At 73.3% G+C, this 22,627-nt stretch carries 13 protein-coding genes and 1 pseudogene; 3 read left to right on the top strand and 11 right to left on the bottom strand.

Features of this window, described 5'->3' with window-relative positions; translation table 11 throughout:
- The first annotated feature begins 63 nt into the window (after window positions 1-63).
- Window positions 64-2,334: an MMPL family transporter gene (locus ACZ5WG_RS29200; protein ID WP_468727039.1), complete on the top strand. Its 2,271-nt coding sequence runs from the start codon at window positions 64-66 to the stop codon at window positions 2,332-2,334.
- A gap of 156 nt (window positions 2,335-2,490) precedes the next feature.
- Here the strand turns inward: ACZ5WG_RS29200 and ACZ5WG_RS29195 are convergent, their stop codons facing one another.
- From ACZ5WG_RS29195 to ACZ5WG_RS29170, 6 genes and pseudogenes are all read right to left on the bottom strand, one after another.
- Complete coding sequence (locus ACZ5WG_RS29195; protein WP_468727038.1) at window positions 2,491-3,267, bottom strand: MerR family transcriptional regulator; 777 nt, start codon at window positions 3,265-3,267, stop codon at window positions 2,491-2,493.
- Between the two features lie 4 nt (window positions 3,268-3,271).
- Window positions 3,272-4,072, bottom strand: coding sequence for an alpha/beta fold hydrolase (locus ACZ5WG_RS29190; RefSeq protein ID WP_468727037.1), 801 nt, complete (start codon window positions 4,070-4,072; stop codon window positions 3,272-3,274).
- A 386-nt stretch (window positions 4,073-4,458) separates the two neighbouring features.
- On the bottom strand, window positions 4,459-4,749 hold the full coding sequence (locus tag ACZ5WG_RS29185) for a hypothetical protein (RefSeq protein WP_468727036.1): 291 nt from the start codon (window positions 4,747-4,749) through the stop codon (window positions 4,459-4,461).
- Between the two features lie 336 nt (window positions 4,750-5,085).
- Window positions 5,086-5,850: a thioesterase II family protein gene (locus ACZ5WG_RS29180; protein WP_468727035.1), complete on the bottom strand. Its 765-nt coding sequence runs from the start codon at window positions 5,848-5,850 to the stop codon at window positions 5,086-5,088.
- Between the two features lie 364 nt (window positions 5,851-6,214).
- Window positions 6,215-6,987: pseudogene (locus tag ACZ5WG_RS29175) on the bottom strand (ABC transporter permease).
- Between the two features lie 69 nt (window positions 6,988-7,056).
- On the bottom strand, window positions 7,057-7,725 hold the full coding sequence (locus tag ACZ5WG_RS29170) for a DUF4097 family beta strand repeat-containing protein (RefSeq protein WP_468727033.1): 669 nt from the start codon (window positions 7,723-7,725) through the stop codon (window positions 7,057-7,059).
- A 424-nt stretch (window positions 7,726-8,149) separates the two neighbouring features.
- Between ACZ5WG_RS29170 and ACZ5WG_RS29165 the strand changes: the two genes are divergently transcribed.
- On the top strand, window positions 8,150-9,262 hold the full coding sequence (locus ACZ5WG_RS29165; RefSeq protein ID WP_468727031.1) for an ABC transporter substrate-binding protein: 1,113 nt from the start codon (window positions 8,150-8,152) through the stop codon (window positions 9,260-9,262).
- A 215-nt stretch (window positions 9,263-9,477) separates the two neighbouring features.
- Here ACZ5WG_RS29165 and ACZ5WG_RS29160 read toward each other — a convergent pair whose 3' ends face one another.
- From ACZ5WG_RS29160 to ACZ5WG_RS29140, 5 genes are all read right to left on the bottom strand, one after another.
- A complete protein-coding gene (locus ACZ5WG_RS29160; protein WP_468727030.1) occupies window positions 9,478-10,542 on the bottom strand; it encodes a vWA domain-containing protein in 1,065 nt (354 codons plus the stop codon).
- A gap of 99 nt (window positions 10,543-10,641) precedes the next feature.
- Window positions 10,642-11,319 carry a hypothetical protein gene (locus tag ACZ5WG_RS29155; protein ID WP_468727028.1) on the bottom strand — a complete coding sequence of 226 codons (678 nt, stop codon included), beginning with the start codon at window positions 11,317-11,319 and terminating at the stop codon, window positions 10,642-10,644.
- A 172-nt stretch (window positions 11,320-11,491) separates the two neighbouring features.
- A complete protein-coding gene (locus ACZ5WG_RS29150) occupies window positions 11,492-11,659 on the bottom strand; it encodes a hypothetical protein (RefSeq protein ID WP_468727027.1) in 168 nt (55 codons plus the stop codon).
- A 142-nt stretch (window positions 11,660-11,801) separates the two neighbouring features.
- Window positions 11,802-15,113 carry a non-ribosomal peptide synthetase family protein gene (locus tag ACZ5WG_RS29145; RefSeq protein ID WP_468727026.1) on the bottom strand — a complete coding sequence of 1,104 codons (3,312 nt, stop codon included), beginning with the start codon at window positions 15,111-15,113 and terminating at the stop codon, window positions 11,802-11,804.
- Entirely contained in the window at window positions 15,110-22,261 is a 7,152-nt protein-coding gene (locus ACZ5WG_RS29140; protein ID WP_468727025.1) for an amino acid adenylation domain-containing protein, read from the bottom strand. The genes ACZ5WG_RS29145 and ACZ5WG_RS29140 overlap by 4 nt, the downstream gene beginning before the upstream one ends.
- On the opposite strand from ACZ5WG_RS29140, the gene ACZ5WG_RS29135 reads away from it, so the two are divergent.
- On the top strand, window positions 22,226-22,627 hold the full coding sequence (locus tag ACZ5WG_RS29135; protein ID WP_468727024.1) for an ACT domain-containing protein: 402 nt from the start codon (window positions 22,226-22,228) through the stop codon (window positions 22,625-22,627). The genes ACZ5WG_RS29140 and ACZ5WG_RS29135 overlap by 36 nt on opposite strands.

Here is a 22,627-nt window from a genome sequence, read left to right as displayed (position 1 = left end):
CGGTTTGTTATCGTCCTTGAGTCCTGCCTGTTGCTCTGCCGATCCGATGGGAGTCCACTCGCCGTGGCCACCTTCCTTTACAAACTCGGCCGCTTGGCGTTCCGGCGCCGATGGCTGCTGGTCGTCCTGTGGGTGCTGATCTTCGGCGGCGTCGGAGTCGCGGCGTCCTCCGCACCCCCGCCCCCCGCCGACACCTTCTCCATGCCGGGCACCGAGTCGCAGAAGGCCTTCGACCTGCTCAAGGAGAAGTTCCCCGCGGCCAGCGCCACCGGCGCCAGCGCCCGGGTCGTCATCCGCGCCCCCCAGGGCGCCAAGATCTCCGACGACGGTCCCAAGGCCGGCGTCACCGAGCTGCTCGGGAACCTGTCCAAGGCCCCCGAGGTGATCGGCGCGACCGACCCCTACCAGGCCAACACCATCAGCAAGGACGGCACCACCGCCTACGCGGTGGTCACCTACAAGGTCCCCGGCCCCGAGGTGAGCGACGAGGCCCACGACGCCTTCGACGAGATCACCGAGAAGGCCCGGGCCGGCGGACTGACCGTCGAGGCCGGCGGTGACGCCGTCAAGATCAAGGCCGAGATGGGCGGTTCCGGCGAAGGCATCGGCATCCTGGTCTCCGCCATAGTCCTGCTGCTGACCTTCGGCTCGATGATCGCGGCCGGCATGCCGCTCCTGACCGCCACCATCGGCGTCTCCATCGGCATCTCCGGCATCACCGCGCTCGGCAGCACGTTCGGGCTCTCCGCCACCACCTCGACCCTGGCGATGATGCTCGGCCTCGCCGTCGGCATCGACTACGCGCTGTTCATCGTCTCCCGCTACCGCTCGGAGATGGCGGAGGGCCGCGACCGCGAGGAGGCCGCCGGACGCGCTGTCGGCACGGCCGGCTCGGCCGTCGTCTTCGCCGGCCTCACGGTCATCATCGCGCTGGCCGGCCTGTCCGTCGTGAACGTCCCGCTGCTCACCAAGATGGGCCTGGCCGCCTCCGGCACGGTCGCCGTCGCCGTCCTCATCGCGCTGACGCTGGTTCCCGCACTGCTCGGCTTCGCCCCGTTCAAGGTGCTGCCCCGCCGCGAGCGCCACCTGTTCTGGAGCGGGCCGCTGTCGGCCCGCAAGCAGCGCGTGTCCGCCAAGCGAGCCGCCAAGGCCGCCGCGCGCGCCGCGAAGAAGGACCCGAACAAGCCGAACCTCGGCTCCCGCTGGGCCGGCTACGTGCTCCGCAACCCGGTCGCCGTCCTGCTCGTCGGCGTCGTGAGCCTCGGCGCGCTCGCGGTGCCCGCCGCCAGCCTGGAGCTCGGCCTGCCGGGCGAGGGCACCATGTCGACGGAGACCACCCAGCGCAAGGCCTACGACATGCTGTCCGAGTCCTTCGGCGCCGGCTTCAACGGCCCGCTGATGGTCACGGTCAGCGCCAAGGACGCCAAGGCCGCCGGCGACACCGTCGGCAAGGCCCTCGCCAAGGTGGACGGGGTGGCCTCGGTCTCCCCGGCCGTCGCCAACGAGGCCGGCGACACCGCCATCCTCAACGTCGTCCCGACCACCGGTCCGGCCGACAAGAAGACCGAGGACCTCGTCCACAACCTCCGCGCCCTCGCGGGCGGCCTGGAGGAGCAGACCGCCGGCGAGGTGCTGATCACCGGCCAGACCGCGATGCTCATCGACTTCTCGAAGACGCTTGACGACGCGTTCGTGCCCTACCTCGGCCTGGTCGTCGGCCTTGCCTTCGTCCTGCTGGTCCTGGTCTTCCGCTCGCTGCTCGTCCCGCTGAAGGCGGCCCTCGGCTTCCTCCTGTCGGTCAGCGCGGCCCTCGGCGCCGTCGTCGCGGTCTTCCAGTGGGGCTGGCTGAAGGACGTCCTCGGCATCGACCAGACCGGTCCGATCATGAGCACCATGCCGATCTTCATGATCGGCATCGTCTTCGGCCTGGCCATGGACTACGAGGTCTTCCTGGTCTCCCGCATGCGCGAGGCCTACGTCCACGGCGCAGGCCCGGACGAGGCCGTGGCCACGGGCTTCCGCTACAGCGGCCGCGTCGTCACCGCCGCGGCGGCCATCATGATCAGCGTGTTCTCCGGCTTCATCCTGGACGCCAACGACATGATCCAGATGATCGGCTTCGGGCTGGCGACGGCCATCCTCTTCGACGCCTTCGTCGTCCGCATGGCCATCGTGCCCGCCCTGTTCGCCCTGCTCGGCAAGACCGCCTGGTGGCTGCCCCGCTGGCTCGACGCACTGCTCCCGAACGTCGACGTGGAGGGCGAGAAGCTCAACCGCATCGTGGCCCGCTCGGTCCCGCACCGCGAGCGTGAGCTCGCGGACCGCGTCTCCTAGCGGATCCCCGTAAGGGGACACCTGCAGCGGACTCCCGCGGCGGACCGGCCCCCCCCGTCCGGACCGTCAGGGAACCGCACCCCCGCCGGCCCGGTGGCACCAGCCACCGGGCCGGCCGCCGTCTCCGGGCCGAGCCGCCGGCAGCTGCCCGGGCCGCTACTGATGCGGGATGTCGACGCCGGCTGCGCGGAGGTTCGCCTCGAGCAGCTCGGTCAGCCGGGCAGCCGCTGGCGCCTGGTCTTCACGGTGGTGGTTGATGAGCCCGTAGCGGGTGGCGGCGTCGGGCCTGGCCCGGAACTCGGCCGGCAGCGACAGCAGTTCGCGGTTGGCGAGCACCTTGGCGGCCAGGGCGGACGCGATCTCGTCCAGCCGTGGGTCGTCGGGATCCCATGACTCGGCGTCCTGGCAGAGCTTCATCAGCTCGACGTACTGGGGGTCGCCGAGCTGGCGCTCGAGCTGGCTCAGGAAGCTGTCGAAGACCTCGGGCACCAGCGCACGGGCCAGTACCAGGGCCTCCTGCTGGATGGCCACGTACTCGGCACCGAAGCCGAGTTCCGCGAACCGGTCCAAGGCCACGCACGCGCGCTCGGGCAGCAGGAGCCGGTCGCCGGCGGCGAGCCGGTGCAGCACCGCGCGCCGCGCGATCAGCTCGTCGATCCGATCGGTGAGTCGCCGCTCGACATCGTCCAGGGCGGAGGCGAACTGCTCGGGATCGGCGTCGAGCAGATCCCCGATCTCGGCCAGCGGCACGCCCGCGTCGGCGAGCGTGCGGGCCTGGACCAGCCGCAGCATGTCGGACGATCCGTACCGGCGATAACCGGAGCCGTCGCGCTCCGGTTCATCGACCAGGCCGAGCCGGTGGTAGTGGCGCACGGTCTTCACCGTGACGCCGGCGAACGCGGCCGCCTGACCGATCGTGAGTCCGTACGCCATCGGCTCAGCGGGCCCTCTGGTCGTGGGCGGCCGCGGTCTCGTGGACGGCCGCGGCGATGGCCCGGAAGTCCTTGGCCAGAATTTTGGAGTGGTTGCTCGCGACCTTCGCGCTCACCTTGACGTTCGGGTTACGGGCGAGCACCGGATCGAGTGCTGCCCGCATCTTCTCCATCTCCTCCTGGCCCCCGCCGAGGCTGGCACCCGTGGCGAGGACGTACCGCACCGGGCAGGTCAAGCGGTCGAGGACCGGCCCGATGGCGGCGTTGACCTCGTTGGCCTCGATGTTGATGTCGGCATGCTGGTCGGCGGTCATCCGCGCGGCCAGGCCCAGCGGGCGCACCAGCGGCAGCAGCCACCGCATCCGGCGGAACAGCCGCCGGATCCGCTCACGGCCCTCCTCGCCGGTCAGACCGTACGGAATACCGCCGTCCACGGCCACTACCCCCAGGACGCGGTCCGGATTCCGGTCGGCCCAGTGCGCCGCGAGCGCCGCACCGTACGACCAGCCGACGAGCAGCGGCCGCTCCACCCCGGTCGCCTCGAGGACGGCATCGAGGTCTCGGACGCACGCCTCGAAGGAGTAGTCCGCCGACCGCTTCGACCGTCCGCGGGCCCGCTCGTCGTAGGTGATGTGCCGCCAGCCGGAGTCGAGTTCGGCGATCACGGGCCGCCAGGGCCGGGAGTCGGCGTAGGAGCCGTTCAGAAAGACGACGGGACGGCCGGGGCCGCGCGTGTCGGTGACCGCCAGGGCCGTGTCGTCGACAGGAACCATGCCGGTCCAGGACGAAGAAGTGGAATTTGTCATGCCATCAGCGTCCACCCTGACCCAGGGTCAAGGTCAACCAGCAACATCAAGCCGGACCTCACACGAGCTTCACCGCCGAAGCGATCGCCGCCACGAACGCCCGGACCCCGGCAGACGGGGCGGGCGTAGCGTCTGACGGGGTCACCGTTCGGGAAGACGAGGCCCTCGCGGCCGACGACGACGGCTCCGTGGTCCGTCAGCCGGAGGTGGTGGACGGCATCCCGCCGGGTAGCGGTGTCGATGCCCCGCCCGGCCCCTCCGAGCAGGAGCAGCCGGTCACCGCGGATCGCGGGGCCGGACGGTTCCGAGACCGGCAGGGCGCGGATGCGGAGTATCCCGCTGGGCCCCGTCCCGACGAGCGGTGCGCCTGGCCGGCCGCCAGTGGGTCAGAGGCGAAGGACGCCGAGGACGGCTGCGAGCGAGGCGGCGAGGCCGGCATGGGCAATGGCGATAAATATCCACTCCAGGGTGCTCATGCGCCACCGGACGCGGGCCAGCAGCCGCCACTCGTACACCATGGCCCCGATACCGATGGCGAACAGCGGCCCCCAGAGCAAGGCCCACCATGACCAGGCGCCGCCGAAGTTGAGTACGGCGTTGACCGCACCGAAGAGCAGTACGGTCAGAGACCATCCCGGCTTCTTCTCCTCCTGCATCGAGCACGAGGGGTTGCTCACGGCTCGTGGCCTCTCCGGTTGTGACGGGCGAACGATGCAGGGGGTGCGCCGCAGCCGTGGCCGCGGCGCTCTCGCCGTTCGCGATCTCCTGAAGCTCAGCGCGCTCGGCTCACTGACCGGGAAAGCGGCGGACTCGCTCCGGCGTGGGACGGCCTCCACGGTGGCCGAGGCGAGACGAAGGAGGCAGCAGGCGGCGGGGACCGGACAGCCGATGGCCGGCCAGGCCGGCTGCGCAGCACCGTGGACGTGGACCGGCTCGTCACCGAATGGCGGGGGCACGGCGTTCGACTCCCGGCACGTCTGCGCAGCCGGCCGACGGCCGGCCAGGAAGCGCGGTCAGGAAGCGGTGGCGGAGGCGAGCAGCCCCTCGGTGACGGCCGCGGCGACCTGGTCGATCTGGTCGACGAGGTAGAAGTGACCGCCGGGGAAGACCTTCAGGTCGAAGTCACCGCTGGTCTGCTCCCGCCATGTCCCGGCCTCCTGGACCGTCACCATCGGGTCGCTGTCCCCGATCAGGGTGGTGATCGGAGCGGCGAGCGGCTCTCCCCCGCGCCAGTCGTACGCGGCGAGGGCCCGGTAGTCGGCTCGCAGTGCCGGCAGTACGAGCTCCAGGACCTCGGGGTTCTCGAGCATCGACTGGTCGGTTCCGCCCAGCCTGCGCAGCTCGGCCAGCACGTCGGCGTCGTCGTAGAACTCGTACTGGGCACTGGTGCCGGGTCGCGGCGCTCCCCGGCCGGAGAGGAACAGCCGCTGGGGTCCGGGCAGTTCGCCCCGGGCGACGAGCAGCCGGGCCGTCTCGAACGCGACGAGCGCGCCCATGCTGTGGCCGAACAGGGCGTACGGCCGTCCGGGGTCCGCGGCCAGTTCGTGGGCCAGCTCCTCGGCCACTGCCTCGACGAGCGGGGCCACGGCCGTGAACGGCTCCTCGTGGTACCGGTCCTGGCGCCCCGGGTACTGCACGGACACCACGTCGAAGTCCGCGGGCAGCACACGCGCCAGCTGCACGTACGCCGTCGCGGAGCCCCCGGCGTGCGGGAAGCAGAAGAGGCGCGGCCCGTTTCCCGTGGTCGGGGTGAAGCGCCGGAACCACGTGTTGTTCATTGTCGGTGTGTCCCTTCGTCTGTGCCGGCAACACTGCCCCGCTGATCACACCGACCCGGCAGCGGGCAGAGCGAAAGCCCGCCGGTGCCCTCGGGGGATGGGGCGCCGGCGGGCGGTTCGGGTGCTCCGCGAGGGCTCGCGCCCGTCCGTATCGGAGCTCATGACCCGAGCATCGCGCCCGCTCCTCGACGGGTGCTCGCACTGCGCTGGAGAACCTGTACAGCCGCTGCCGTCCGGTGCACCGGACGGCCGGTGAGCGCGTCCACATCGACGTCAGGAACCGGTGGCCGGGACTGCCGCGAGGGCGGCGTGCGCCGGCGGAATGCCGGGTCACGCTGCCCTGGGCGGTCCGCGCTCATGGCTGCTACTCGGGGTCGCGGTTGAAGGATGCCGTCGACCAGCGGTAACCGAGTGCGATGAGGGCGATGGACCAGCCGAGGGCGAGCCAGCCGTTGTTGCCGATCTCGGTGCCGAGCAGCAGGCCGCGCAGGGTCTCGATGACCGGGGTGAACGGCTGGTACTCGGCGATGGGCTGGAACCAGCCCGGCATCGAGTCGATCGGGGTGAATGCGCTGGAGATGAGCGGCAGGAGGATCAGCGGCATCGCGCTGTTGCCGGCCGCTTCGGCGTTGGGGCTGGCCATGCCCATGCCGACCGCGATCCAGGTGAGTGCGACGGCGAAGAGCGCGAGGAGCCCGAACGCCGCCAGCCATTCCAGGGCCGTGGCGTCGTGGGAGCGGAAGCCGATGGCCACGCCGACGAGGCCGACGAGGACGACGCCGGCGAGGGATTGCAGGACACCGCCGATCACGTGCCGCGGTGGATGGCCATGGTGCGGAAGCGGGCGATGATGCCCTCGGACATGTCGGTGGAGACGGATACGGCGGCGCCGATGACCGTACTGCCGATGGTCATGAGGAGGATGCCGGGAACGATGTAGGCGATGTAGGCGGAGCGGTCTCCGCCGCCGCTGATGCCTCCGCTCATGGCGCCGCCGAAGATGTAGACGAAGAGCAGCAGCAGCATGACCGGGGTGAGCAGCAGGTTCAGCGTCAGTGACGGGTAGCGGCGCGCGTGCAGCAGGTTGCGGCGCAGCATCGTGGACGAGTCACGAACGGTGAGGGAGAGGGAGCTCATCGGACGGTCTCCTCGGACTGCCGCGATGGCCAAGCCGGTCATGATGGACGCTCCCTTTGACGCTGCGGGTTAGAGGCTGCGGGCGGTGATGTTGCCGTAGTTGGTGCTGGCGTGGATGTTCAGGCCGGCAACGCCCTCGCTGTTCTGGAGCGAGTTGTGGATCCGGCCGTAGGTGGTGCCGGCGTCCAGGGAAGCGGAAACGCCCCGGGCGGCACCGACCGTGATCTCGCCGTGCTCGGTGCGCAGCGTGACCGTGCCGCGCACGGCCTCGGTGATCTGGAGGTCGCCCTTCTGGGTGCTGATCTGCGCGTCCCCGCCCAGGCGGCCGACCGAGACGTCACCCGACATCAGGGTCAGCCGGGCGCTCGCCGCCTCGTCGATCTTGACCGTGGCCTGCGCACCCTCGAAGGAGACGTCACCGAGGCGTCCGACGCAAAGGAACTCGGCGCTGGCCGCCTTCGCCTCGATACGGGAGCCGGCAGGCAGCTGGACGGTCAGTTCGATGGATCCCGAAGAGCCGAGGACCTGGTTCTTGGCAGGTGCGCCCTGGATGCGCAGGACGCCGTCGATGTAGGTGACGGTGGTCCCCTCGGCGGCCTTCACGTCACGGCTCTTGGAGGCGTCGGCGGGCAGGATCTCAACGGTGGTGTTGTCCCGGTCGGCGGCGATGAACCGGATGCGTCCGGCGGGGATGTCGACGACGGTGGAGCTGCCGGCGGGGGTGTCGAACTTCTGCATGGTGCTCTCCTTCTGCTCCAGCGTGCACTCTGTCGGCCCGCTGTTTCTGATGATGGAAAAGCTACGTTGCATTCAGGGATCTGGCAACACGCTCGTTGCGCAAAATCAGCATCACTGCAGGTGAGATGCTAGAAATCGTTGCAATGTTATTGAACCTAACGCAACGCCCATCCTCGTTTCGTTGCAATGGATTGAGCGTGAACGCGATACTTGGAGACACCACGGACCGTGAAGGCGACGCCGGCGGGCTCCCCGGATGCGCTGCAGCGAGCAGCGGACGCCGACGGGAACGCCCTGGGCCGGGTCCGGTAGGGAAACGCGCCGAAGCCGGCCGTTCTCGGCTCAACTACGCTCGGCGCCACTCACGTTCACTCTGCGATCCGGGCAGACTGCAACCGGATCGCCACTCGGAAGACGCCAACGCATGCATACGCCACCATCGCCACCCGGAGCGGACCGGACTGACGGATCGTCCGTCCGCATCGGCGCTCTCGTTCCGCTGACCAGGCCCGGCTGGGTCGGGGCAGGCCGACACCTGCTCGCTGGACTCGAGCTGGCCGTTCGCGAAGTCAATGACGCCGGCGGGATCCTCGGAAAGCCACTCGAGCTGCTGGTCCGGGACACCGCGGCCGATCCACACAGGGCCGCGGCCGCCGTGGACGAATTGGCCAGCCTGGGCGTAGCCGCCTTGGCGGGGGAGTATCACAGCGTCGTCGCTCGCGCCGCTGCCGCCAGGGCCGACGCCCTCGGCCTGCCGTTCCTCTGCTCGTCAGCGGTTCTCGACGCGCTCACCGAACAGCCGACGGAGTGGGTCGCGCGCCTCGCCCCGGCACAGTCCCACGGCTGGCAGATCTACGCAGACTTCCTCCTCGGCGCGGGCCACAGCCGCATCGCCGTAGCAGCCCAGCCGAGTGTCTACTGGGCATCCGGGGCCCGCATTCTGCGCGACTGCCTCGCTCCGCGCGGCGGCACGGTCATCGAACTCGACATGAGCGCGCTCACCCCCGCGGCGGTGTGCGACGAACTCGCCGACAACGATGCGACAGCCCTTCTTCTGCTGGTCGGCCACCCGGATCCGGCCGTGCCGATCGTCAAGTCCGTCCGCCGCGACCGGCGCCTCGCCGAGATCCTGATCGGTGCTCCGGCCGGGCAGCCGGAGTTCGCCGAATGGGCGACGCTGCTGGGCGAGGACGGCGCCGCGATCCCGTTCTTGCGCTATCTGCCCGAGCGCCTCGGCCCACTCGGTGAACGAGTCGAGAAGACCCTCCGTGAGCGGCTGGGCGAAGCGCCCTCCTTCGTCGCCCTCGAGGGCTACGACACGGTCGCCGTCCTCGCCGACGTGCTGCGTTCCAACGGCCCGGACCGGGCGCGCACCGCCGAATCCTGGCCGCGCGTTGCAGTCGAAGGCACCCGCGGGCACATCCACTTCTCCCGCACGCCGGGCATCGGCGTGTGGCAGTGGGCTTGGCCGCCGGTCCAAGTCGCCGACCGGGATCCGGCGGAACCCGACCGCTTCCGAATCCTCCACACCGGCTGAGAGCACGGATCCGAAGGCCGGAACGACTCCGATACGGGCGCCACGGCCGGCCGCGGACGACAACGCGTCCCACAACATCGCCCGCATGGGCGAGGCCATGTGGAACGCGGGGCGTGAGTCACGCGTCCCTGCCACCCCGTAGCGGGTGTCTGAACGGAGGAGCCACCCAGCAGCCAGCTGGGCGCTACCTCCAAGCCCGGCTCTCCAGGGCCGGGTCAACTCGACAGCATGATGAGCAGACGGGTCTTCGGCTTGAGCTTGCGGTTCACCGAACGGCTCTGCACGTACACCTCCAACTTGGGATTGCGCCCCGCCTTCACGGAGACGGTCCCCTGGATGCCCGTGCCGAACAGAAGACTGCGTGCCGCGTCGCCCGTGTACGCGCGGTCGGTGTCCTTCTCGACCACGATGACTTCCTTGTCGGGCTGAACCTGGACCCGGCTGCCCAGCTGGTAGTAACACGAGCCGCGCTCGTACGTCACGCCCGGATGCGAATCGACGAAGGACCGGATCTCGACCTCCGTGTCGACCTTCAGGAGTCGGTACTTGTCGGCCGGGACCGGTTCGAGGTTCGCCCGCACGTCGTCGACCGAGATGTCCTGGCCGACCGCGAACAGGTTCTTCGTACCGCGCACGCCCTTCTCGCGGCCGCGGAGGAAGCTGGTGGCGGCGGCGCGCACGGTACCGATCGCCTCCTCGACACCCTCCTGGGAATCGGCATCCCAGATGGCGATGTTTCCGGCCGGGAAGCCGTAGTTCTGGGCGGTGCGCTTCGCCAGGGAGTTCGGAACGAGGATGGCGGAAGTCCAGTGCCCCGGAAGCGCACCCATCTTCGCCGCGATCTTGTCGAGCCAGGGGCCCAGGATGGCCATGTCGCCGTCGTGCCGCCTGTCGCCCCCGGAGGCGTTCTCCTCGCCGTCCGTCACCACGATCTGGAGGAAGCTGTGCTCCCCGTACGCCTCCCAGATGTGGCCCAGGTCGTCCAGTGACTTCAGAGAGGCTTCGATGAGGGCGGTAGCACCATTGTTGACCTCGTACAGACCGCGCATGGACGGCAGATGCTTCACGTCCATGTCCCAGACCAGGTTCTCCACCTTGTGGTCGAAGGAGTAGAGGCTGATCCGGGTCTCATGGCCGAGACTGTCCGACTCGGCCTTCAATCCCGCCACGAACTCGTCCACGACACGGATGAGCTGACTCTGGTGCTGGTGCATGGAACCCGAACAGTCCACTACCAGCGCGACGTGATTCACCTTGTGCTGGATCTTGATGGCGGACATGACTCTGCTCCTTCGCCGAGCTCCCCGAGTGATGTCCGCACACTATGAGGACCCACTGACAACGGGGGAGGTCCTCCTCCGGTGCACCCTCAGCGTGGTTCAGGAGGCTGCGGCGGCCTCCTGGATACGGGGTACGAAGACCCCCTGGGCCAATCTGTGGGCGGTGCCCGGGTCCAGGTCGCTGCCCGGCCCTTCCAGCCTGATCTCTGCCATGACCGTACCGGTGCACATGATGAGGTCGAGGCCGTCGAGGCCGCCGGCGTTCCGGTGGTACGCGTGGCTGGTCATACCGCCGACGGGAGGCACGTCCGCCTTGGTGTACTCGGCCGACCGGGCCGCCTCCTTGCCGCACGCGTCCTGGGCGGCCTTCTGGTCGGGGTAGGCCCTGATGCTGAAGACGACGGTCTCGCCGAATGCTTCGAACTTCGCCGAGCCGGTCGCGATGGTGGCGCATTCCCAGTCCGTATCCGGGCCGCACTCCGCCGGGGACTTGGGGTGTTCCTCGACGTGCGCGCGGCCGGTCTTCGGTGTCCACTCGTGCATCTGCGACGGGTCGGGAAGCGCCGACCGAATCTTCTGCTCGGTGTTGAGGACGGTGGCGACATCCTTCGTGCCTGCCGACGGCTTGGCTGAAGTGCCCGCACCCACACCCGTGTCAGCCGCGGTCGTCGGCTTCTGCGTACCCGCCCCGTCCGAACCGTTTCCACAGGCGGTGACCAAGGCCGCGAGCGCCACAACGGCCGCCGCCCTCGAACCGACGCCGGACCTCGACTGCATTCCCCGCTCCCCGTTCGACCCGTCGGGCGGCGCCACCGCACGTGGCTGCCGCATCGTCAGGCGATCCTGACAGCCGACCCCGGCCGTAACCAAACAAACGTCCAGTCCTGGATGCGGTCACGGTTGCTCCGCCGCCGGCGGCCGGGGCGCAGAAATGGGCGTTCCGGCGCCGTCAGCTGTTCTCCGCGGTCTTCTGCTGGGCGGTGGGGGAGGGCTTGCCCTCGCAGCCGCAGCCGCCGCGCTGGACGGTGAAGCGGCGGCGCGGCGCCGGGACGGCGGCGGGAGCGGCGGAGCCGGCGTCGTCGGAAGCGGTGCCGCTCGGGAGGTTGTACTCGGTCATGAGTTCCTGCTTTCCGGTGGGTGCGGCGCCGGTACGGCTCCGCACGAAGGCGATCTGGGCGGACACGGCGCCCGCGCCGGCCTCGGCACGGGCGCCGGCGTGGCCGGTGGAGCGCAGCCGGAAGTCGGTCTGACTTCCTGGTTCAGGGCCGGGTGGCGCCCCAGGAGAACCCTGCGAACGCCGGACGGCCGATCGGGGCCTGCGGCGCCTCCACCCGGGGAGTGAGCGAGCAGACCGGGGACTGCGGGCCGGCCGTGGACAGCCGGCGCGCGGCGTGGGCGGCCCTTTCGGCCAGTCCCTGTGCCGTGCCCGGTTCGTAGAGTGCGCAGTCGTACTGAAGAAGCAGTTTCAAGCCACTCGAGGAACGCGAGAACTGGAACGAGAGGTCGAACAGGCCCTCGCCCAGCGGGATGGGGCCGCCGGTGAGCCGGAGCGCGCCCGGCCCGGTGTCGATCTCGTCCCAGAGGGTCACCCACACGTCGAAGAACGGGTTGCGGTCCGGGTGCCGCGGCGGGTCCAGGGTGCGCACCAGCTCGCTGAAGGGCAGCCCTCCGTGGTCCATCGCGCCGACCGCCTGGTCCGCGAGGTCGTCGACCAGCGCGACGCAGGGCGATCCGCCCTGTACGGCGGTCCGCAGGACCACGGTGTTCACCATGCAGCCCACCGCGCCCCCCGGGCCGGGCCCGAGGGCGGGGCGGCGGCTGACGGCCGTGCCGAGGCTGATGTCGCCGGCGCCCGTCACCTCGTGCAGCGTGGCGGCAACGGCGGCGGCCAGCACCGGGAACAGTCCCGTACGGCGGCTGCGCGCGAGCTCCTCCAGCGCCTCGAGTTCGGCGGCGTCGAGGTACGCGGCCGTGACCGCGGTGGCCCGGCCGGCCGGGCCGGTGCGCGGATGGTCGACGGGCAGCGGGAGGGGAGTCGGCGGCGGGCTCAACCGGCTCCGCCAGTAGGCGAGTTCGTCCCCGCCGGACGGCTCGTACGAGGCGCGGCCGGGCAGTCCCGGAGCCGGCTCCGGACCGGTCCCGGCCAGGGCCCGGGCGATGATCTCGAGCGAGGTCTGGTCGCCGACGATGTGGTGCAGGACGACCAGCAGCCGGTCCCGGCCGCCGGGGCGGCGCAGCAGTGCGGCCCGCACCAGCGGCCCGTGCGCGAGGTCGAACGGGGCGTGGGCCCACTCCTGTACGGCGGCCGCGCGGGCGGCCTCGTCGGGCAGGTCCAGGACCGCCAGGCGGGCGCGCTCGGACGCGGGGCCGGGCACCGGCTCCCCCCACTCCTCGCGGAAGACGGTGCGCAGCTGCGGCTGGAGCTCCTGGAGGCGGGCGAACGCGGCGCCCAGCGCCTCGGGATCGGCGGCGCCGTGGCACTCCAGCAGCATCGGCACGTGGTACGCGGCGCTCTCGCGCGCCCCGGCGCCCCGGGTCCGGTTCTCCAGCCACAGCCACCGCTGAGCCCCGCTGATGCCCTGCGACCCGTCGGTGCCCCCGGCCGGGGCCACGGCCCCGGTCTCGGGTCCGGCCGTCGCGGAGGCGGCGCGTGACGCCAGCCGGTCGGCGAGGTCGGTGACGTTCGGGCATTCGAACACGTCGCGGACGCGGACCGGTACGGACAGCCGTTGCGCCGCCTCGGTAGCCAGGGAGGCGGCCTTGAGGCTGTTGCCCCCGAGGAGGAAGAAGTCGCCGTGGTCCGGTACCGGTTGGCCGAACGCCTCGGAGAACAGAGCCCGCAGCACGGCACGGACGGCGTCGGCCGCCCCACCGGCATCCGCCGCGGACCGCAGCCCGGCAGACGGCACCCCCGCACCGCCGGAGGCACCGGCGTCCGGCCAGGGCGCGAGCCCGGCGGAGGAGTCGGGAGCCGGAACGGCAGGAACGGCCGGGAGGACCGTGGGCAGGGCGCGGGCGGAGAGGCTGCGGCGGTCTATCTTGCCGTTGGGAGTGCTCGGCATACGGTCCAGCGGGATCACCGCTGCCGGGATCATGTAGTACGGCAGCCGCTCGGCCAGCCTGGCCCGCCAGTCGGCGGGCAGCGGTCCGTCGGTGACCACGTACCCGGCGAGCAGCTTCTGCGCCGTCCCCTCGGGCACGACCACGGCGGCGGCCGCGATACCCGGCAGAGCGGTGAGCGCCACCTCCACCTCGCCGGGCTCGATGCGGAAGCCGCGGATCTTCAGCTGCCGGTCGGCGCGCCCGCGGAAGTCCAGGGTGCCGTCCGCGCGGTGGCGGGCCAGGTCGCCGGTGCGGTAGAGCCGGGCCCCGGGGCGGGGGTCGTCGGGGTCGGGTACGAAGCGTGGCGCGCCCGCGTCGGGCAGGCCCAGGTAGCCCCGGCCCACGCCGGCGCCGCCGATCCACAGCTCGCCCTCGACGCCGGGGCCGACCGGTGCGCCGGAGCCGTCGCGCACCGAGTAGCGCAGGTTGGCCATGGGGCGGCCGATGGTCGCCGGCTCCCCGGGGGCGCCGGGCAGGCACCGGTGCCAGGACTGGAACACCGTGGCCTCGGTGGGCCCGTAGACGTAGATGAGGTCGCGGCCCGGGGCCCAGCGGTCCACCAGCGCCTGGCTGAAGGACTCGCCGCCGGTGACGACCGTCCGTACGCCCGGGAAGGCGGCCGGGTCCAGCTGGGCCAGCAGCGCGGCGAGCAGGAACACGGTGTCGGCGCGCCGTTCGCGGACCAGTGCGGCCAGGGCCTCGGCGGAGGCGACGGGCTCGTCGAAGACGACGACGGCCGCCCCGGCCCACAGGGTCGCCAGGATCTCCCACACCGAGACGTCGAAGGCGGGGCTGGCGAACTGGAGCACGCGCCGGCCCGGGGCGAGACCGAAGGGGACGGCGGTGGCCTCCAGCAGATTGGCCAGGGAGTGCTGCTCGATGGCCACCCCCTTGGGGCGGCCGGTGGAGCCCGAGGTGTGGATGACGTACGCGAGGTCGGCCGGGCCCGGCTGCGGCCCGCCCGGCTCCGGTACGGCCGGGCCGACGGCGCCCGGCGCGTCCAGGCCGACCTCCAGCACACCCGCCGCGGGGAACAGGTGGGCGAGCCCGGCACTGGTCAGGGTGATCGGCGCGGGGGCGCTGTCGACGAGCTGGGCGAGCCGCTCGGCCGGGTGGTCCGGGTCCAGCGGTACGTACGCGGCTCCGGCGCGCAGCACCGCGAGGACGGCGACGACCAGCTCGGCGGAGCGGGGCAGGCACACCCGGACCAGGACGCCGGGCCCCGCCCCGCGCTCGCGCAGCCGTGCCGCGAGCGCCTCGGCGAGGCCGTGCAGTTCCCCGTGGGTGAGGTCCCGGTCGCGGGCCACCACGGCGGGCCGGTCCGCGACCGCGCGGGCGCGTTCGGCGAGCAGGTGCGCCACCGGGCCCCGCGGGACGGGCGCGGCCGTGTCGTTGAGTGCGGCAAGGGTCTGCTGCCAGGTGGTCACCGCCGCTCCCGGCTCGAGGCGGGTCATCGGTGCTGCGGTCATGGACGTACGCTCCCTGCGGTGTGCGGTCGGTCGGTTTCGGCAGGGCGGGCGGGCGAGGCGGACAGGCGGGGCGGCGTCGACCGGTCCGCGGCGGCGGGGTCCCAGGACGGGTGGCGGCCCAGGAGGTCCACCACCTCGTCGAGCAGCCCCTCGGCGGTGGCCTCGGGGAACAGCGCCCGGTCGTAGGCGAGTTCGAGCAGGACCCGGCCGTCGCGCTCGTTCGCGTAGATCCGCAGGTCGTCGGTGAGCGGGGTCTGCGAGGGGGCCGCGGGCAGGAACTCGGGCCCGCCCTCGAAGCGTTCGGGCGTCTCCCAGCTCAGTCCGGCGTCGTAGACGAGCCGGCGGCCGCGCGCGGGCCGCTCCGCGATCTCCACGGCCATGGTGTCGAAGGGGAAGCGGGCGTTGTCGTACGCCTCGGCCAGCCGGTCGCGCACCTGGATCAGCAGCTCGGCCGGGCTGTGGGCCTCGCCGGGGGCGAGTCGCACCGGCAGGGCGTTGACGAAGCAGCCGACGGTCTCGGCGGTCTCCGTACGGTCGCGGGTGCCGGCCGGGCATCCGATGACCACCTCGGCGCTGCCGGAACGGCGGTGCAGTACCAGCGCCCAGGCGCTGAGCAGGGCGGTGAACGGGGTGGCGCCCCCGGACTCGGCGGCAGCGTGCAGCACGCCGGCGGGCAGGGCCCGGCTGACCAGTCCCGCGCCCAGCCGTCCGGCGTCCTCGCGGGGGCCGGCGTCCGGCAGGTCGAGGCGGGGCAGCGGCCCGGCGAGGGTACGGGTCCAGTACGCGCGCTGGCGGGCGGCCTCGGGGCCCTCCAGCCAGGCGGCCTCCTCGGCCACCCAGTCGCGGTACGGGCGGGCGGGGCGGCCGTCCCACGGTTCGCGTCCGGCGGCGAGGGCGTCGTACGCGGCCAGCAGGTCGCGGGCCACCAGGGCGGCGCTGTCGCCGTCGTACACGATGTGGTGGGCGGTGATCACCAGGATGTCGCCGCCGGGGTGGCCGGTCAGCAGCCGCACTGCGAACAGCGGGCCGGCGGCCAGGGTGAACGGGGTGCCGTGGGCGGCGTCCACCGCCTCGGCGACCGCCTCGTCGGTGCCGTCGATGCGCAGGACGGACAGCGGCGGCCCGTCGGGAAGGCGGTCCATGACGATCTGCCGGACGGTGCCGTCGATGGCGGCCACCCGGGTGCGCAGCGCCTCGTGCCGGTCGGCGAGGGCGGTGACGGCCGCCCGCAGTACGCCGGGGTCGAGCGTCCGGCCGGCCCGTACCGCGTCGCTGATGTTGAGGGCGACGGGGTTGCGGCTGGTGCGGGCGGCCATCCAGATCCGGCGCTGGGCGCGGGAGAGCGGCAGGACGGCGCCGTCGGGGGCGGGCGCGAGCAGGGGCACGGCCGCCGGGGCGGCCGGGGCGCCGAGCGGGATGCCGTCCGGCTGCTCGAGCACGGCCGCGAGGGCCCGTACGGTCTGCTGCTGGAAGACGGTGACGAGCGGTACCCGTACGCCGAACTCCTCCTGGAGGGCCGCGGCGAGGCGGGCGGCGGTCAGGCTGTGGCCGCCGAGGGAGAACAGATCGGCCTCGGGGTCGGTGACCGGGCTCCCGAGCACGTCCGCCCAGATCTTGGCCACCCGCTCCTCGGTGGGGCTCAGGTCCGCGCACGCGAGCGGCTCCTCGCGGGGCGGGGCGGGCAGCGCGCGGCGGTCGAGCTTGCCGTTGGGGTTCAGCGGCAGCTCGTCGATCGGGACGTACGTACGGGGGACCATCGCGGCCGGGAGCAGCTCGGTGAGGTGGGCCCGCAGGGTGTGCGGGGCGGCGGCGCCCACCACGTAGGCGACGAGGCCGAGTTCGCCGCGCTCGTCGGGCACGGCGATGACGGCGCAGCGCCGCACCTCCGGGTGCTCGGCGAGGACGGCCGCCACCTCGCCCGGCTCGACCCGCTGGCCGCGGATCTTGACCTGGTCGTCGATGCGGCCGAGGTAGAGCAGGTTGCCGTCGGGCCGGCGGGCGGCGCGGTCGCCGGTGCGGTACATGAGCCGGCCGGGGCGCAGCGGGTGCGGTACGAACCGGTCGGCGGTCAGCTCCGGGTTGCCGAGGTAGCCGCGGGCCAGGCCCGCGCCGGAGATGCACAGCTCGCCGGGGACACCGACGGGGGCGAGGTCGCCGTGCGCGTCGACGACGTCGACCGTCTTGTTGGCGATGGGGTGGCCGATCAGGACGTCGGCGCCCGGGTCGGTGATCCGGTGGACGGTGGTCCACACGCTGTCCTCGGTGGGCCCGTACTCGTTGTAGAGGACGGTGTCGGGGAGCAGGTCGGCGTGCCGGGCGGCGAGGGCCTCGGGGAGCCGCTCGCCGACCAGGACGATCTGGCGGACGGAGGTGAGCCGGGGCGCGCAGCGCTCCAGCATCAGCTGGTAGAGGCTGGGGACCAGCATGATGTGGGTGACCGCGTTGCGGCCGATCTCCTCGGCCACGTGCTCGACGTCGAGGAGGCGGTCCTTGCCCAGGACCACCACCCGGGTGCCGGCGATCAGCGCGGAGAAGATGTCGTTGACCCCGCTGTCGAAGTGCAGCGGCGGCACCTGGAGCACGGCCGCGTCCGGGCCGAACCCGTAGTAGCCGGCCCGGTAGTGGACGGTGTTGACGATGCCGCGGTGCTCGATCATGACGCCCTTGGGGCGGCCGGTGGAGCCCGAGGTGTAGATGACGTACGCGAGGTCGTGCGGACCGGCCCGGTGCGCGGGCGGCAGCGGGGCGGGGGCGGCGCCGGGCTCCGCGGGGGCGCGCGGGTCGAGGACGGGCAGGCCGGTCAGGGCGGCGGTCTTGGCGTGGTACGGGCCGTCGGCGAGCACGGCGAGCGCCCCGCTGTCGGCGAGGGCGAACGCGAGCCGGTCGCCGGGCTGTTCGGGGTCCAGCGGGACGAAGGCGGCGCCGGTCTTCAGGACGGCGAGCGCGCTCACGACCATCCACTCGGTCCGCTCGGTGACCACGGCCACCAGCGTTCCGGGGCCCGCGGCGCAGGCCGCCCGCAGCCGGGCGGCGACGGCCTCGGCGCGGGCGTCGAGCTCGGCGAAGCTGAGGACGGTGGTGCCGTGCACCACGGCGGGCCGGCCGGGGCCGGCGGCCGTCTGCTCCTCGACCAGGTCCAGGAGGGTCCGGTGCTCGGGGAAGGGGGCGGCGGTGTCGTTGGCCTCGTCGAGCAGGAAACGCCGTTCGGCGGCGGGCAGGACCGGGATCCCGGGCAGCGGGGCGTCGGGGCCGGCCAGCAGCCCGGCGAGCAGGTGGACCAGCCGCTCACCCATGCGGCGTGCGCTGTCCCGGTCGAAGAGGTCGTCGGTGTAGCCGACCCACAGCTCGCCCGGGGCCCCGGCCCGGGCGTCGAGGAAGCTGAACGCCAGGTCGAAGTCGCTGACCGGCTGTTCGAGGTCGAGGTGGCGCACGGCCGGGCCGCTGCCGCCGGGGGCGCCGGCGCCGTCGTCGAGGACGGTCTCGACGAGGACGTCGAAGACGGGGTTGCGGCTGGGGTCGCGGGGCAGCGCGAGGTCCTCGACGAGCTGCTCGAACGGGTACTCCTGGTGCGTCATGGCCTCCTGCGCGGTGGTGCGCACGGCGGCCAGCAGCTCGCGGAAGGAGCCGGCGGGGTCCACCGGGGTGCGCAGGACCACGGTGTTGGCGAACAGCCCGACCGTCTCGGCGGACCGCCGGTCGGGCCGGCCCGCGACCACGGTGCCCAGCAGTACGTCCGGCTGCGCGCACAGCCGCCACAGCAGGACGCGCAGCGCCGCGGTGAAGCCCATGAAGGGGGTGGCCGCGTTCGCGTGGCACAGCTCGGCCAGGGCGCGGGTGAGTTCCGGGTCGAGGGTGAGGCGTACGGTGCCGCCGGCGGCGCTGCGGGCGGCGGGGCGGCGCCGGTCGGCGGGCAGCTCCAGCGGTTCGGGCAGGTCGGCGAGGCGCTCCTGCCAGTACGCGCGGTGCTCCGCGCCCGCCGGGCCCGCGAGCCGGGCGGCGAGCCGGTCGGTGTGCTCGGTGTACGTGGGCGCCGGCTCCTGCGCGGCGGCCTTGCCGGTCAGCGAGCGCAGGAGGTCGCGCATCAGCAGGCCGAAGGACCAGCCGTCGCAGATCGCGTGGTGCACGGTGAACAGCAGCACGCCGCCCGTCGCCGGCCCGTTCCCGGACCGGGGGTCGGGCAGCCAGGAGACCTTGGCCAGCGGGCCCTCTGCGAGGTCGAAGCGGTGGCGGCAGGCCCGTGCGAAGGCCTCGTCCACGGTGGTGTCCCGCTCGGTGGCGAGGACCGCGGAGGGCGGGTCGAGGACCACCTGGGTCAGGCCCCCGGGCGTCTGGCGCAGGACGGTCCGCAGGGATTCGTGCCGGGCCACCAGCGCGTCGACGCCGGCGGCGAGCCGGGACTCGTCCACGGGGCCGTCGAGCCGGTAGGCCTCGACCATCGTGTACGGGGGGAGGGGCGACTCGTCCAGCCGGTCCAGCAGCCACATCCGGCGCTGGGCGTTGGAGGCGGGGAAGGTGTTCCCGGACCGGGGTGCCCGCGCGGCGGGCGCGGCCGCGGCGCGCGCACCGGGGTCCTCGGGCAGGGCCCCGCGTTCGCGCAGTACGGCGGCCAGCGCCCCCGGGGTGCGCAGGTCGAGCACGTCGTGGACGCGGGCCGCGTCCGGGCGTCCGGTGCCCTCGCAGAGCGCGGCGACGAGCTGGACGGCGGCCAGGCTGTGGCCCTCGGCCTTGAAGAAGTCCTCGTCGGCGGAGTGCGGCGGGTGGCCCAGCACCTCGGCCCAGGCGTCGTGGACGAGCTGTTCCAGGGCGTCGGCGGGCTGCCATCCGGGGCCCTGCGCAGCGGTGGGGAGCGCGAGCAGCGCGGCCCGGTCCACCTTGCCGTGGACGGTGAGCGGCAGCGTCTCGAGCCGGTGCAGGCCGGCCGGGAGCATCGGGGAGGGCAGCTGCCCGCGCAGCCGTTCGGCGAGGGCGTCGGGGGCGAGCGGGGCGCCCCCGGGCGCCTGCGGGCGGGCCACGTACCAGGCGTGCAGGGTCACGGTGCCGTCGGCGGCGGTGCGGGGCACGACCACGGCCTCGATCACCTCCGGATGCCGGACCAGGGCCTGTTCGACCTCGCCGGTCTCCACCCGGGTGCCGAAGACCTGTACCTGGCCGTCGGCGCGGCCGAGGAACTCCAGTTCGCCGTCGGCGTTCCAGCGGCCCTGGTCCCCCGTACGGAAGACGCGGGCGTCCCCGGCGTGCGGGGAGCGGACGAAGCGGGCGGCGGTGGCCTCGGCGTCCCCGCGGTAGCCGGGGGCGACGCCGGGTCCGGCCACGTGGATCTCGCCCGGTACGCCGCGCGGGGCGAGTTCGCCGGAGGGGGTGACCACGAACACGCCGTAGCCGGGCGAGGGGCGGCCGACCGGCACCCGGTCGAGCCGCTGGGCGAGCGCGCCGTCCCGGATGAACATGGTGGCTTCGACGGTGGCCTCGCTGGGCCCGTACAGATTGCCGAAGGTGTCGATGCGCAGCCGCCCGGCGGTACGCGGCAGCAGCCCGCGGGCGATGGTGTCGCCGCCCAGCAGCAGGTGGCGCAGCGGGAGTTCGCCGTCCTCGGGCAGGGCGCGCAGCAGCACGGAGAGGAGTCCGGGCACGCAGTTGACGAGGTTGATCTCGCCGTCGCGCACCTGCTGCCACAGCGCGTGCGGGTCGAGCCGGTCGGGGTCGCCGACGGCGACGAGGGTGCCGCCCGCGAGGAGCGTGGCGAAGACCTGGAAGGCGGTGGCGTCGGAGGTGATCGCGGAGAGCAGGGCGGTACGGGTCGCGGCGTCGATGCCGAGCGCGCGGATCCCGGTCAGCATCTTGTGGCTCAGCTGGTCGTGGTACACGGCGACCGGACGGGGGGTGCCGGTGGATCCGGAGGTGAACAGGACCATGGCCGGGGCCCCGGGCTCGGCGGCGTCGCGGGCCTCTGCGTCGGCCGGCGCCGCGGCGAGCAGGGCGGTCAGGCCCGCCACCGGGACGGGCAGCTCCTCGTCGGCGGGGCCGTACCCCTCGGCGCGCAGCACCAGGCGGGCGCCGCTCAGCCGGGCCAGCAGGGCCACGCGGGCGGCGGGGTGGCGGTGTTCGAGGGGGACGACGGCCGCGCCGGTGCGCAGGACGGCGAGGAAGGCGGTGACGAGGTCGGCGCCGCGCGGAGCCATGACGCAGACGGCGTCGCCGGGGCCGATGCCGTGCCGTGCGGTGAGCGCGGCGGCGGCCCGCCCGGCCTCGGCGGCGAGCTGCCGGTAGGTCAGGGTGCGGCCCTCGCCGGTGACGGCGACGGAGTCGGGGGTGCGCCGGGCGGACTCCTCGAACAGGGCGGTGAGGGTGGCGGCCTCGAAGGCCGCGGGGGCGGGCAGCTCGGCGAGGGCGAGGAGTTCGGCGCGCTGGGCGGCGCCGAGCACGTCCATCTCCGCCGGGGTCCGGCGCGGGTCGGCGGCGAGGGCCTCGAGTACGGCGGCCACGCAGCGGGGCAGGGCCGCGGTGAGGCCGGCGGCGCCGTGGGCGGTGACCGACAGTGCGCCGTCCGGGGCCGGTTCGGCGCGCAGGACCAGGGCGGCCCGGGGGGCCGGTGTGCGGTCCCCGTACAGGGCCGGGCAGACGACGGCGAGCTGCGCCAGGGCGGAGCCCGTGCCGGGGGTGACGGCGTCCAGCCGGGCGCTGAGCGCGTCCCGGTCCCGCCAGGGTCGGGCGGAGGCCTGCTCCAGCTCGGAGTGCAGGGCCTCCAGGAAGTCGGTGGCGGGCGCGGCGGGGTCCAGCGGGGCCAGCAGCGCGAACTCGGACCCGCCGGCGGTGCCGAGGGCGGGTACGAGGACCGGCACCCGCCCCGGCGCACCGGACCCGGTGGACCCGGTGGACCCGGTGAGCCGGGCGAGGGCGATCCGGGCGGCGGCGACGGTGAGCAGCAGCAGGCCTTCGGGGGCGCCGCCGGTCATCGCGTGCAGGGCGGCGGCGGCTTCGGGGGCCACCCGGCCGGGCATTGCGGTGACGGCGCCGGGCGTGCCCGCGGGCTCCAGCAGGGGTTCGCGGCAGGCACCGTTCAGGCGCGGGAGCCAGAACTCGGCCTCCGCGGCCGACGCCCTAGAGTCGTCCCCATGGCCGAACTCTCCGTCACCATCGTTGCGCAGCACTTCTACGTCCTCCCTGACCAGTTGTGGGTACACCGCCTGCCGGCGGACGCCCCCGTGCCCCTGCTGCCCGGCCGTCCGTGGTCCTCGGTCACCCGGGCGCGGGACGGGCTCACCGTGGTGTGCGCCGAGCGGCTGCCGGGCGCGTCCGGCGCGAGCGGTCCGTGGCGCGGGCTGTACGGGACCGGCGCACACTCGCTGGACCTGCCCGGCATGCTGGCGAGCATGCTGGTGCCGCTGGCCGGGGCCGGGATCGGCGTGTTCGCCGCGTCGACGTTCGACGCGGACCTCGTACTCGTCCCCGCCGGGGAGTACGAGCGGGCCCGGACCGCTCTGGAAGCGGCCGGGCACATGTTGTCGTCCGACTGA

This window comes from Streptomyces sp. NPDC032745 (assembly GCF_055579465.1).
Note: the sequence above shows the minus strand (reverse complement) of the source record. Positions and strands in the feature narration are given on the sequence as shown.